The organism is Variovorax sp. W1I1 (assembly GCF_030815625.1).
GTDB classification, from domain to species: Bacteria; Pseudomonadota; Gammaproteobacteria; order Burkholderiales; family Burkholderiaceae_C; genus Variovorax; species Variovorax paradoxus_C.
Window position 1 is genome coordinate 5,977,023 of the sequence record NZ_JAUSWZ010000001.1, and the last position, 12,929, is coordinate 5,989,951.

At 67.0% G+C, this 12,929-nt stretch carries 14 protein-coding genes; 7 read left to right on the plus strand and 7 right to left on the minus strand.

All coding sequences use genetic code 11. The features are described 5' to 3' along the window. Positions 1-8: 8 nt before the first annotated feature. The 7 genes from QFZ83_RS27800 (at position 9) to QFZ83_RS27830 (ending at position 6,510) form a co-directional block, all read left to right on the plus strand. Positions 9-812 (plus strand): ABC transporter ATP-binding protein, encoded by an 804-nt coding sequence (locus tag QFZ83_RS27800; RefSeq protein ID WP_013544196.1) that lies wholly within the window; start codon positions 9-11, stop codon positions 810-812. Further along, positions 790-1,671 (plus strand): ABC transporter permease, encoded by an 882-nt coding sequence (locus tag QFZ83_RS27805; RefSeq protein ID WP_013544197.1) that lies wholly within the window; start codon positions 790-792, stop codon positions 1,669-1,671. The genes QFZ83_RS27800 and QFZ83_RS27805 overlap by 23 nt, the downstream gene beginning before the upstream one ends. Before the next feature lie 4 nt (positions 1,672-1,675). Further along, positions 1,676-3,040, plus strand: coding sequence for an FAD-binding oxidoreductase (locus QFZ83_RS27810; RefSeq protein ID WP_307511605.1), 1,365 nt, complete (start codon positions 1,676-1,678; stop codon positions 3,038-3,040). 56 nt (positions 3,041-3,096) lie between these two features. Then, on the plus strand, positions 3,097-4,125 hold the full coding sequence (locus QFZ83_RS27815; protein WP_307511606.1) for an ABC transporter substrate-binding protein: 1,029 nt from the start codon (positions 3,097-3,099) through the stop codon (positions 4,123-4,125). 143 nt (positions 4,126-4,268) lie between these two features. Then, positions 4,269-4,859: an NAD(P)H-dependent oxidoreductase gene (locus tag QFZ83_RS27820; protein WP_306881198.1), complete on the plus strand. Its 591-nt coding sequence runs from the start codon at positions 4,269-4,271 to the stop codon at positions 4,857-4,859. A 23-nt stretch (positions 4,860-4,882) separates the two neighbouring features. Further along, positions 4,883-5,851, plus strand: a complete 969-nt coding sequence (locus QFZ83_RS27825; protein WP_307511609.1) for a PDR/VanB family oxidoreductase — start codon at positions 4,883-4,885, stop codon at positions 5,849-5,851. A gap of 2 nt (positions 5,852-5,853) precedes the next feature. Then, on the plus strand, positions 5,854-6,510 hold the full coding sequence (locus QFZ83_RS27830) for a TetR family transcriptional regulator C-terminal domain-containing protein (RefSeq protein ID WP_307511611.1): 657 nt from the start codon (positions 5,854-5,856) through the stop codon (positions 6,508-6,510). 115 nt (positions 6,511-6,625) lie between these two features. On the opposite strand, the gene QFZ83_RS27835 is transcribed toward QFZ83_RS27830, so the two are convergent. From QFZ83_RS27835 to QFZ83_RS27865, 7 genes are all read right to left on the minus strand, one after another. Then, positions 6,626-7,081 carry a RidA family protein gene (locus tag QFZ83_RS27835; RefSeq protein WP_306881201.1) on the minus strand — a complete coding sequence of 152 codons (456 nt, stop codon included), beginning with the start codon at positions 7,079-7,081 and terminating at the stop codon, positions 6,626-6,628. Further along, positions 7,078-8,274, minus strand: coding sequence for an amidohydrolase family protein (locus QFZ83_RS27840; RefSeq protein WP_307511613.1), 1,197 nt, complete (start codon positions 8,272-8,274; stop codon positions 7,078-7,080). The genes QFZ83_RS27835 and QFZ83_RS27840 overlap by 4 nt, the downstream gene beginning before the upstream one ends. Then, positions 8,271-9,089, minus strand: coding sequence for a 2-oxo-tetronate isomerase (gene otnI, locus QFZ83_RS27845; protein WP_307511615.1), 819 nt, complete (start codon positions 9,087-9,089; stop codon positions 8,271-8,273). Before otnI ends, QFZ83_RS27840 begins: the two co-directional genes overlap by 4 nt. Before the next feature lie 12 nt (positions 9,090-9,101). Then, positions 9,102-9,770, minus strand: coding sequence for an aldolase (locus QFZ83_RS27850; protein ID WP_307511617.1), 669 nt, complete (start codon positions 9,768-9,770; stop codon positions 9,102-9,104). After that, positions 9,767-11,038: a 3-oxo-tetronate kinase gene (gene otnK / locus QFZ83_RS27855; RefSeq protein ID WP_307511619.1), complete on the minus strand. Its 1,272-nt coding sequence runs from the start codon at positions 11,036-11,038 to the stop codon at positions 9,767-9,769. The genes QFZ83_RS27850 and otnK overlap by 4 nt, the downstream gene beginning before the upstream one ends. Continuing rightward, positions 11,035-11,964 (minus strand): L-threonate dehydrogenase, encoded by a 930-nt coding sequence (gene ltnD, locus QFZ83_RS27860; RefSeq protein WP_307511621.1) that lies wholly within the window; start codon positions 11,962-11,964, stop codon positions 11,035-11,037. The genes otnK and ltnD overlap by 4 nt, the downstream gene beginning before the upstream one ends. Positions 11,965-12,099: 135 nt before the next feature. Beyond that, the gene (locus QFZ83_RS27865; RefSeq protein ID WP_307511623.1) at positions 12,100-12,876 is read right to left on the minus strand and encodes a FadR/GntR family transcriptional regulator; all 777 of its coding nucleotides are present in this window, start codon (positions 12,874-12,876) and stop codon (positions 12,100-12,102) included. Between the last annotated feature and the right edge of the window lie 53 nt (positions 12,877-12,929).

A 12,929-nucleotide genomic window follows, 5' to 3' on the forward strand; every position in this document is an offset into this window, starting at 1 on the left:
CGCCCACCATGGAAAGCACCACGCCATCCACCACCCCGCCGCTGGTCAGCCTGCGCCATGTCAGCAAGCGTTTTGCCAACGGCACGCTCGCGCTGCAGGGCATGACGCTCGACATCGGCGAGCACGACTTCATCAGTTTTCTCGGCCCCTCGGGCTGCGGCAAGAGCACGGCGTTGCGTCTGATTGCCGGCCTCACCCGGCTCAGCTCGGGCGAGATGCAATGGTCCGGCGCCAACACCGGAAAGACGCAGAGCGACCGCGACCTGGGCTTCGTGTTCCAGGAGCCCACGCTCATGCCCTGGGCCAAGGTGTTCGACAACGTGTGGCTGCCGCTCAAGCTGGCCGGCCAGAGCCGCGATGCGGCGGCGCCGGTTGTGCAGCAGGTGCTGGAGATGGTCGGCCTCTCGCGCTTTGCCGACGTGTACCCGCGCGAACTCTCGGGCGGCATGAAGATGCGCGTGTCGATCGCGCGCGCGCTGGTCACGCACCCGCGCCTGCTGCTGATGGACGAGCCCTTCGCCGCGCTCGATGAAATGACGCGCATCAAGCTCAACAACGACCTGCTGGCCATCTGGCGCGAGCACCGTTTCTCGGTGGTGTTCGTCACGCACAGCGTGTACGAGTCGGTGTATCTGTCGAACCGCATCGTGGTGATGGCCGCGCGCCCGGGCCGCGTGATCGACGAGATCCGCATCGAGGAGCCCTATCCGCGCGGCGAAGAGTTCCGCACCTCGAGCCGCTACAACGCGCACTGCACGGCGGTGTCGCAATCCCTGCACGGAGCCCTGCATGGCGTCGACATCGATCACTGAACCCGTCGCCCTCGCGGACGTGGACACGGCGCCCTCCGAGGCCTCGCTGCGCGCGCACGAAGACAAGTTGCGCCGCCGCGAATCGCTGCTGCGCATCACCGTGCCAGCGGCCATCGTCGTGCTGCTGTTGCTCATCTGGGAATGGACGGTGCGCGCCAACAACATCCCGCACTACATCCTGCCCGCGCCCTCGCTCATCCTGAAGACGCTGTTCGACAACTGGGACACGCTCTCCAGCGCGCTGTGGTTCACGGTGAAGCTCACGCTGCTCGCACTGCTGGCGGCCATCGTCGGCGGCGTGCTGCTGGCGATTGCGTTCGCGCTCTTCAAGTGGGTCGAGATCGGCCTCTTCCCCATCGCGGTGATCCTGCAGGTGACACCGATCATCGCGATCGCGCCGCTGATCCTGATCTATGTGTCGAGCACCACTGCGGCGCTGTTGCTGTGCGCGTGGATCGTGGCGTTCTTCCCGATCCTGTCGAACACGGTCATCGGCTTGAAGAGCGCCGACAGCAACCTGCGCGACCTGTTCCAGCTCTACAAGGCCTCGCCCTGGCAGACCTTCCGCTACCTGCTTGCGCCGAGCGCACTGCCGTACTTCATGGCGGGCTTGAAGATCGCGGGCGGGCTGAGCCTGATCGGCGCCGTGGTGGCGGAGTTCACGGCGGGCACCGCGGGCAAGGAAACGGGTCTCGCCTCGCGCATTCTCGAATCGAGCTTTCGCACCGAGATCCCGATGATGTTCGCGGCGCTGCTGCTGGTGTCGTTGCTGGGCATCGTGATCTTCATCGTGTTCGCCGCGCTGTCGCGGATGGTGCTCGGCCATTGGCATGAAAGCGAGATGCGCCGTGAACGCTAGGCCGATGCACACGGTCATCGATTGGGACGCTGTCCGCGAAGACCTGCGCGGCCTCAACCTCGTCACCGCACCGAGCCAGCGCAAGCAGCTGTCGAAAGACTTCTACTGGTACAGCCCCATCCTCACCGCACAGCTCGCGGGCTGCGTGGCCGACCTCGTGGTGAAGGTCAGCACCGAGGACGATGTGCGGCAAGCTGCAGCGGTCGCCGCGAAGTGGAAACTGCCCCTCACCGTGCGCGCGGGCGGCACCGGCAACTACGGCCAGTGCGTCCCGCTCGAAGGCGGCATCGTGCTCGACGTGACGCAGATGTGCCGCGTGCTCGACATCCAGGACGGCCGCATGCGCGTGGAGGCCGGCGCGCGCATGCACGACATCGACCTCGCCGCGCGCGAGACCGGGCAGGCGCTGCGCATGTGGCCCTCGACCTGGCACGTGGCCAGCATCGGCGGCTTCATCGCGGGCGGCTTCGGCGGCATCGGGTCGTTTCGCCACGGCATCCTGCGCGACCCCGGCAACCTGCTGCGCGCGCGCGTGCTGACAGTGGAGCGCGAGCCGCGCGTCATCGAACTCGTGGGCGACGAGATCCAGCAGGTGCATCACGCCTACGGCACCAACGGCGTGATCCTCGATGTCGAAGTGGCGCTGAGCCCAGCCGTCGAATGGGTGCACTGCACGGTGCTGTTCGAGACGTACCGCGGCGCGCTCGACTTCGGCATCGCAGCGCAGGCGCCGACGCTCGACATCTTCCTGCTCTCGACGGTGGAGGCCCGCTTCTCGCCGTACTACACGGCAATGCGCGACCGCTTCCCGATCGACCGGCATGCAGTCTTCACCATGGTCTCGCCCGAGTCGATGGCCGAGTTCCGCGCGCTCGCCGATGCGCACGGCGGCATGATCTCCGTCGCCGGCACCGAGGCCGAACTGCTCGCCGACGGCCTGCCGCCTGCCTACGAGTGCGCGTTCAACCACACGACGCTGCAGGCGCTGAAGGCCGACCGCGGCTGGACCTATCTGCAGGTCGCGTATGCCCAGCCCTTCGATCCATCGGTGGTCGAGCGCCATCTGCAAATCTTCGGCGACGACGTGCTGCAGCACCAGGACTTCGCGCGCGCGGGCGGCGAGTGCGGCACCTTCGGCATCCTGCTCGTGCGCTGGAAGGGCGAGGCGCACCAGTACGAAGTGATCCGCGAGATCGAGTCGCAAGGCGGCTGCCAGATCTTCAACCCGCATGTGGTCACCATCGAAGACGGCGGCATGAAGACCATCGACACGCAGCAGATCGAATTCAAGAAGCGCAGCGACCCGATGGGTTTGATGAACCCCGGAAAAACGCGCGGCTGGACGCCCGAGATGGCCGTCGAACGCTGAAAAGATTTAGTCTCCGCATCCCGTACTTTTCAAAACCTCCACAGGAGTCCGTCCCCATGCGCATCCCCGCTTTCAATCTCCGACCGCTTGCCTTCGGCTTGGCTCTCGCTGGCGCCGCCTTCGCCGTGCAGGCGCAGGAAAAAGTGGTGTTCGCCACCAACTGGAAGGCGCAGGCCGGCCACGGCGGCTTCTACCAGGCGCTGGTGGATGGCACGTACAAGAAGTACGGCCTCGATGTCGACATCCAACAGGGCGGACCGATGGTCAACAACCGGCCAATGCTGCCGGCCGGCAAGGTCGACTTCCTCATGACCGGCAACCTGCTGCAGTCCTTCGACAACGTGAAGAACGGCGTGCCCACGGTGGTGGTCGCGGCCTTCTTCCAGAAGGACCCGCAGGCCATGTTCGCGCACCCGGGCCAGGGCTTCGACACCTTCAAGGACATGACCAAAGCGCCCGTCGCCTTCATCGGCAAGGACGGCCAGTTCAGCTTCTGGCAGTGGATGAAGTCGGAGCACGGCTTCAAGGATTCGCAGCTCAAGCCCTACACCTTCAACGTCGGCCCGTTCCTCGCGGACAAGAAGTCGATCCAGCAGGGCTATGCGATTTCGGAGCCGCTGTCGATCAAGGCGCAGGCCGGGTTCGATCCGGTGGTGCAACTGCTGGCGGACAACGGCTTCTCGACCTACTCGACCACCATCGAGACGCGCGCGGACCTCATCAAGACCAAGCCCGAGACGGTGCGCAAGTTCGTCGAGGCCTCGATCATCGGCTGGAACAACTACCTCTACGGCGACAACAAGGCCGCCAACGAGATGATCGCCAAGATCAACCCCGATTCGCCCGTGGCTGCGTTGCAGGGCTCCATCGAGCTGATCAAGAAGATGGGCATCGTGGACAGCGGCGATTCGCTCACCAAGGGCATCGGCGCGATGGACGAAGCCCGCGTGAAGGACTTCTACGACAAGATGGTCAAGGCCGGCCTCTACAAGACGGGCGAGGTCGATCTGTCGAAGGTCGTGACCACGCAGTTCGTGAACAAGGGCGTCGGTGTCGACGTCCGCAAGAAGCTCACCGGCAAGTAAGAACACTTTCGATTTTTCCCGTGGGTCGCGCGGGGCTTGCGCCGGGGTCAGATGCCGGCGCCTGGGTTGCCATAAGGCACCGCGCGGCCTTTGATCCCTTGGGCTCTGACCCCGTCTCGCCGACAGGCGATGCGGCCCTCCACATGAAAACGCTAGTCGTCCACTGCCATCCGAACCCTGACAGCTTCAACCACGCGCTCTACCGCACCGCCCTCGAAGCGCTCGAACAGCGGCATACCGTCCGCGCCATCGACCTCTACGCCGAGGGCTTCGATCCGACGCTCACCCGCGAAGAGCGCATCGCCTACATCGACAACCCCGACCTCATCCGCGAACGTGTGAAGCCACATGTCGAAGCGCTGCTGTGGGCCGAACACCTGGTGTTCGTGTTCCCCATCTGGTTCTATGGGCCGCCGTCCATGCTCAAGGGCTGGCTGGAGCGGGTCTGGCTGCCGGGCGTGGCCTTCCTGCCGGCCGAGCGCAAGGGCCAGCTCACGAAGTCGGGCATGCGCCACATCCGGCGGCTCACGGTGGTGACCACGGGCGGTTCGCCGCGCTGGTTCCTGAAGGTGATCGGTGACCCCTGCAGGCGGTTGTTCACGCGAGGTCTGCGCGCGCTGTTCGCCTGGCGCTGCAAGGTGACGTGGCTGCAGCTGCACGACATGAACGCCGTCACCGAGCGCGACCGCACGCATTTCATCGAGCGCGTTTCGCGCAAGCTGCAGAACATCTGAAGAAAGCAGGGAGAACCCAGACCATGAGCCTCGAACGCACGCTGACCGTCCGCGTCGAACGCATCTCGCGCGAGACGCCGGAGATCCTGGCCTTCGAGCTGGCGCATCCATGGGGGCGCGCGCTGCCGGGGTACGAGGCGGGAGCGCACATCGATGTGCACATGCCGGGTGGGTTCTCGCGGCAGTACTCGCTCGCACGATGGTCGGGTGCGCCGTCGAATGCGCCGTCTTATGTGATCGGGGTGAAGCGCGAGCTTGCGAGCCGCGGCGGATCGGCCTCGATGCACGAGCGCGTGCGCGAGGGCGACCTGATCGCGATCAGCACGCCGCGCAACACCTTCCCGCTGCGCGAAGAGGCCGCGCATCACTTGTTGATGGCAGGTGGCATCGGCATGACGCCGCTGCTCGCGATGGCGCAGGCGCTCGCGGCGCGCGGCGCGTCGTTCACGCTGTGCGTGTTCGCGCGCAGCGAAGAGCACCTGGCGTTTGCCGATGCGCTGCGCGACCCCGCGCTCGCGCCGCATCTGCGTCTGCACCTCGACCAGGGCGATGCATCGCAACGCATCGACCTGCAGGCATTGCTGGCCGATCGCGCACCCGACACGCACCTCTACGTCTGCGGCCCCGGCGGCTTCATGAAGGCGGTGCGTGACGCGGCTGCGCACTGGCCCGAAGACGCGCTGCACACCGAGTACTTCGCCGCGCCGACCGATGCCAACACGACCACCGGCCTGCCCTTCACGCTGAAGCTCGCGCAGCGCGGCATCACGGTGCCGGTCGCGGCGGACCAGACGGCCGTCGATGCGCTGCACGAAGTCGGCATCGACATTCCCGTGTCCTGCCAGCAAGGCTTGTGCGGCACCTGCGTGGTCGAGGGCGACGGAGAGGCCGCCGAGCACCGCGACTTCTGCCTCACCGGCACCGAACGGCGCAGCAAGGTGGCGCTGTGCTGCTCGCGCGCCAAGGGCCTCGAACTGGTGCTGCAGCTGTGAGCGTGGAAGAGAAAGGCATCGAGAGCGACAGCGAAGCGCCGGCCACGCGCGGCCGGTCGCGCAAGTACACGCAGGTGCTGGGCGTGATCTACCAGGCCGCCATCGAGGTGTTCGCGAGCGAGGGCCTGGCCGGTGCAACCACGCAGGCCATCGCCGACAAGGCCGGGCTCTCGAAGGCGCAGCTGCACTATTACATCGACAGCAAGGAAGCGCTCTACCGGCTGGTGCTGCAGGACATCCTGAACGACTGGATCGTAGTGTTCGGCTTCAGCGACGAGGCCTTCGGGCCGCGCAAGGTGCTGAGCGATCTGATCCATCGCAAGATGGTGTTCTCGTTCCAGCATCCACTGCGCTCGCGCATCTTCACCGCCGAGATGATGCGCGGCGCGCCGGTGCTCAACACCATGATGGACACGAGCAAGGCGCGCACCGACCAAGCGGCCGCCGTGATCCAGAACTGGATGAACCAGGGGCTGATGGAAGAGGCCGACCCGATGCTGGTGCTGTTCCACATCTGGGCGGTCACGCAGTTCTATGCGGACCATGCGACACAGGCCGCCTACTTCCGCAACGTCGCGCAGGACGGCGACGACAAGGACCGGCGCTACCTGATCGAGCAGGTGACGGATTTCCTGCTCAAGGGCGCAGGCGTCAAGTAAGTCCCGCTACGGCTTCTTCGCGAAACACCGCGGGACCGGCTTTGCCGGACCGCAGGTGTTGCCCCGGTAGGGGGAAGGAGAAGCGACACGAAGTGCGCGAAGCCTGGGGGCGAGCTTATTTCGGCAGGTACATCGTGGCTTCGACTTCGACCAGCACCTCGTCCCCCGGCAGGAAACGCGACACCTCGACCACCGTGCTCACCGGCGGCTCGCCCGGATAGAAGAGGCCGCGCACGCGGTTGTAGAACGCGTAGTGCGGCAGGTGGCGGAAGTACTGCACCAGCTTGACCACATCGTCCATCGTGCCGCCATGCTCGGCGGCGATCTGGCGGATGCGCTCCAGCACGAACCAGCTCTGCGCGACGATGGCGGCTTCGAACACATCGACCGACATCTGGCCGGTGGCGTAGCCCACGCCCTGCAGGGCGGTGCGGGCTTCTTCGGGGATGTCGTCGTAACCCGCGACGGCGCGGCGCTTGGCCGGATCGACCGCGACCACGCCGCTCATGAAGACGAAATCGCCGACGCGTTTCGCGGCGGCGTAGTTGGCCATTGGCTTGCCCATGCTCATAGTGATTTCTCCAGAATTCGACCGGCACGGATCACAGTGCGTTCGCGTCCGCGCGGCCCGATGAGCTCATGCTCGTCAGTCGCCGCGAGCAGCACCAGGTCCGCGGGGCAGCCCGGCGCGATGCGGCCGTCCCACGCGAGGCCGAGCGCCTTCGCGGGGCTGACGGTGATCGCATCGAGCCAGTCGCCCGCGGGCGCGAGGTGCGCCATCTGCACGCCGAGGCCGAAGGTCTCCAGAAGATCGTAGCTGCCGTAGGGATAGAAGGCGTCCTGCACGTTGTCCGTTGCCAAGCTCGCACGCAAGCCCCGTGCCGCTGCTTCGTGGATGCGCGTGATGCCGCGCGGCACGGGGGTGCGGTCCCAGGCGCCTTGCAGATAGAGGTTGGTGGTGGGCAGCGCGACGATGTGGATGCCGGCCCCTGCGCACAGCGCGAGCGTTTCGTTGGCGACGGCGTCGTCCTGCACCGAGAGCGAACAGCAATGGCCGCAGACGACGCCCTGCTTGAAGTCGCGCGCACGCACCAGTTGGGCGATGCTGCGCAGGCCCGTGGCCTCGGCATCGAGCCCTTCGTCGACATGGAAGTCGAGGCCGAGGCCATGCTGCTGCGCGAGATCGAACACGCGGCCCAACTTGTGGACGATGCCTTCGTTGCGGTAGACGAAGGCGCCGAGCACGCCGCCCGCGCGCTTGACTTCAGCGGCAATGCGCTCGCCTGCCGCGAGGTCCGCGAACACGTCGAGCGGCGTGAGCGAGACGAACTGCAGTTCGACGCGGTCGCGCCATTCCTCGCGCAGCGCTTCGAACACGGCCAGCGCGGCCGGCGGCTCGGGCTGCACCCAGTCGATGTGTGTGCGCAGCGCGCGGGTGCCCGATTGCCACGCGTCATGCAGCGCGCGCTCCATGCGCAGGCGCAGCGTTTCGCCGGTCCAGCCGGCGCGGTGCTTTTCCATGCGCTCGATGGCCGCGAACAGGTTGCCCTGTGCCGCGCCCACTTCCTGCACGGTGTAGTTCTTGTCGATGTGCGCATGGGCTTCGACCAGCCCGCTCAGCAGCGTGCCGCGCGCTTGCGTCTGCGAGGCACTGGGCACGATGGCCGCGACCTTGTCGCCATCGAGCGTGACGTCGAAGACCTGCGCACCGCCCGCCGCGAAGCCGCGCAGTGGCGCCGGGATGCGCAGCGCTTCGAGCTTCATGCGCGTTGTTGCAGTGCGCGCAGCCAGCCCAGGCCGGCCGACGTGCCGCCGGGCTCCGAGCCGCGCCTGGGACGGTACTCGCAGCCGACCCAGCCCTGCCAGCCGCTTTGCTTCGACACTTCATCGATCACGTCGAAGAGATAGCCATAGTTCTGCTCGCCGATGTCGGGCTCATGCCGCTCGGGCACACCGGCGATCTGCAGGTGGCCGACGCGGCCGGTCGGCAGGTACTTGCGGATCTTCATCGCCACGTCGCCTTCGACGATCTGGCAGTGGTACAGGTCCATCTGCACCTTGAGATTCGATGCACCGACGGTCTCGACGATGTCGTGCGCATCGTCTTGCCGATTCAGGAAGAAGCCTGGGATGTCGCGCGTGTTGATCGGCTCGATCAGCACGTCGCGCCCGGCCTTCGCGGCCTCTTGTGCCGCAAAGCGCAGGTTGTCGAGGTACACGGGCCGCACGGCATCGCGCTGCAGGTCTTGCGGCACGAGGCCGGCCATGACGTGGATGCGCGGGCAGTCAAGGGCCACGGCGTAGTCGATGGCTTTCGCGATGCCTTCGCGGAATTCGGCATCCCGGCCGGGCAGGCACGCGAGGCCGCGCTCGCCGCCCTCCCAGTTGCCGGGCGGGCCGTTGAAGAGCACCTGCTGCAGGCCGTTGTGCTTCAGGCGCGCGACGATGTCTTCCTTCGCGAACGCATAGGGGAAGAGGTACTCGACGGCCTTGAAGCCGTCTTTGGCGGCGGCATCGAAGCGGTCGAGGAAGTCGAGCTCCGGATAGAGCATCGAGAGGTTGGCTGCGAATTGGGGCATGGCTTGTTTCTGCTACCAGCGCGCACCGAAGGTGGTGCGCAGTTCATCGATCTGTGAGGCATCCAGCGGCGACGGCCTTGCGGCATTCGTGAGCATCTGGAGCCTGGCGGTTTCTTCGAGTTCCTCGAGCACGGCCATGGCGGCGGCCGGCGTCTCGTGCCACACGTTGGGGCCGAGGCGTTCGAGCATCACGGCGCGAAGGGGCGTGCCCGCGGCGCCGAAGCGCTCGATGGCTTGAGCCACCTTCTCTGCCGCTTCCGGCGCGCCGGGGCGGTGGTACGGAATGAGCGGCACATGGCCGACCTTCATCACGAAATACGGCGTGAGCGCGGGCAGCAGTTCGTCGCCCTGGGCATTCAGCGTGAGCGCGACGCAATGCGTGCTGTGCGTGTGGATGACGCAGGCGGTCTGCGCATCGAACTTGCGCGCGGCCGCGTAGATGCGCGTGTGCAGCGCGATGGTCTTGCTGGCGCGGTCGCCGCCCGTCTGCTTGCCATCCGCATCGAGCCGCGCGAGCCGCGCCGGATCGAGAAACCCGAGGCACGCATCGGTCGGCGTGATGAGGAAGCCATCGTCATTGAGCCGCACGCTGATGTTGCCCGCCGTCGCATGCACATAGCCGCGCTCGAACAGGCTGCGGCCGACACGGCAGATTTCTTCGCGTGCTTGGTTCTCGGTCATGCCAGCACTGTAAAGGCCTTGGTGAAGAAATCGTCGCCGCCGAAGTTGCCGGACTTGAGCGCGATGTGCACGCCCGCGCCCTCCGCTGCTTCGGCGCGCGCATGGCACCACGGCACGCCGGGGTCGATCTGCGGGCCGATCTGCATCTGCGCGATGCCCAGTGCCTGCACGCACGCGCCCGAGGTTTCGCCACCTGCAACGACCAGTTGGCGCACGCCCTTGTCGACCAGGCCGCGCGCGATGGCGGCGATGGTGCGCTCGACCATCGCGCCCGCTTCCTCGACACCGAGCTTGCCCTGCACCGACTTCACGGCGCCGGCCTCGGCGGTGGAGTAGACCAGCACCGGTTGCCTGGCGACGAGCGGCGCGGCCCATGCCAGCGCTTCGGCCGCGACATCGACCCCCGCCGCGATGCGCAGCGGATCGACCGCCAGCGCCGCGCCGCCGCGCTGGATGAAGTCGAGCACCTGCCGGTTGGTGGCGAGCGAGCAACTGCCCGACACCACCGCGCGCAGCCCGCCCGCGGGCGGCAACGCGCTGGCTTGCGAGGAAGGCGAGAGCCCGAAGTTGGCCGGCAATCCGATGGCCACACCCGACCCGGCAGTGACCAGCGGCATCTTCGCGAGCGCCGGGCCGAGGCGCAGCAGGTCGTCGTTGGACACCGCATCGACTATCGCGATCGAAACTCCTTCGCCCTTGAGTTGCGCGATGCGCTCGGTGATGGCCGCATCGCCGCGCGCCACCACCGTGTGATCGATCAGCCCCACCTTGCGCGTGCACTGCGCTTGCAGCACGCGCACGAGGTTCGCATCGGTCATCGGCGTGAGCGGATGGTTCCGCATGCCGCTCTCGTTGAGCAGCACGTCGCCCGCGAACAGGTAGCCCTTGAAGACGGTGCGCTTGTTGTCGGGGAAGGCGGGCGTGGCGATGGTGAAGTCGCAGTTCAGCGCGTCCATCAGCGCTTCGGTGACCGGGCCGATGTTGCCTTGCGGTGTGCTGTCGAAGGTGGAGCAGTACTTGAAGTAGATCTGCCGCGCGCCCTGCGCCTGCAGCCAGCGCAGCGCGTCGAGCGATTGCGCGATGGCCTCGGCCGGCGCGATGGTGCGCGACTTGAGCGCGACCACGACGGCATCGACCTCCGCATCGAGCGGCGTGGCCGGAACGCCGATGGCCTGCACCACGCGCATGCCCGCACGCACGAGGTTGTTGGCGAGATCGGTCGCGCCGGTGAAATCGTCGGCGATGCAGCCGAGCAGCAACTTGCTCATGGCGCTTTTCCTTTGGCTCCCGGCAGTTCGATGCCGGGAAAGATCTTGATGACCGCACTGTCGTCTTCGCGTGCGAAGCCGGCGGTCGATGCCTGCATGAACATCTGGTGCGCGGTGGACGAGAGCGGCAGCGGAAACTTGCTCGCTCGCGCCACGTCGAGCACGAGGCCCAGGTCCTTCACGAAGATATCGACGGCAGAAAGCGGCGTGTAGTCGCCCGCGAGCACGTGGGCCATGCGGTTCTCGAACATCCAGCTGTTGCCCGCGCTGTGCGTGATGACGTCGTAGAGCGCGTCGGGGTCCACCCCTTCGCGCAGGCCCAGCGCCATCGCCTCGGCCGCCGCGGCGATGTGCACGCCGGCCAGCAACTGGTTGATGACCTTCACCTTGCTGCCCGCTCCCGCCGAATCGCCGAGGCGGTAGACCTTGGCGGCCATCGCGTCGAGCATGCCGCCCGCCTTGGCGTAGGCGGCAGGCGTGCCGGCGGTCATCATCGTCATCTGGCCGCTCGCGGCCTTGGCGGCGCCTCCGGAGATCGGCGCGTCGAGGTACAGGATGCCCTGTGCCGCGAGGCGCGCTTCGAGCGCGACCGACCAGTTCGGATCGACAGTCGAACACATCACGAAGAGGCTGCCAGGCTTCATCGACGCCGCGCAACCGGGCGTGGTGCCGTCGCCGAACAGCACGGACTCGGTCTGCGCCGCGTTGACGACGACGCTGACCACGATGTCGCACTGCGCACCGAGCGCGGCCAGCGTGTCGCACGCCGTGCCGCCATCTCGCGCGAACGCTTCGGCAACGCCGGGGCGCACGTCGAACACATGCGGCGCATGGCCCGCACGGCGCAGCGATTGCGCCATGCCGCTGCCCATGGCGCCGAGCCCGACGAGGCCGATGATCGAGGGAATGTTGGAGGTGTCTGTCATGGTTGTTGCTCCGTTCGAACGAGGTTGCCCCGCCGCCATGCAGCGCGGTCACCTCTTGATTTGTCAGGTCATCATACAAATTCAAGACAAGTTGACCGACCCGGGTAAACCCTCGAGCCGCACCTCGTTTCCTTCTTACTTGCCTGCCGGCCAGCCCTCGACCAGCGGCCGCGCGAGCTGCGCGCCCTCCTGCTGCCAGAAGGCCGGATCGGCCTGCTCGATGCGGCGGATCGCGTTGTCCATGTGGGACTTGGCGGCCTCGCGGGCGCGCAGCGCATCGCCAGCCTCGATGGCTTCGACGATCTGCGCATGCTCTTGCGCAACCTCGCGCGCGAAGTCCGCACGGCGCGCCTCGTTGGCGCGGGTGACGCGCGTGGCGCCGTGCAAAAACTGTCGCAGGTACTGCAGCGTGCCGATCAGGAACGGGTTGCGCGCCGCCTCGGCGATGGCGCGGTGAAAGCGCACGTCTTCGTCGGCGCCGTTGCCGCCGGCCGCCACCGCGGCATGCAGCGCGTCGATGGCATCGCGGATATGTTGAACGTCTTCGGGCGTGCGGCGCTCGGCGGCCAGCGCGGCCACTTCGGCTTCAAGCGCGCGGCGCAGTTCGACCATCTGGATCACCGCTTCGCGCGAAGCGACGTGCGGCATCTCGAAACGCAAGGGCTCGACGCCCGCGGCACGCACATACACGCCGCTGCCCTGGCGCGAATCCACGAGCCCCAGCGACTTGAGCCGCGAGACCGCTTCGCGCACCACGGTGCGGCTCACGCCGAACTGCTCGGCGAGCACCGCCTCGGTCGGCAGCCGGTCGCCTTCGGACAAGCGTCCGCTGCGCACCTCGGCCGCAAGCGCATCGGCCACTTGGTCGGCCAGGCGGACGGCGGGGGCGAGGGATTGGAAGCGGGCGGTCATATGAACCGCGCGACTCTAACGCAGGGCTGCCCGCACTACACCCCCGTTAGAGC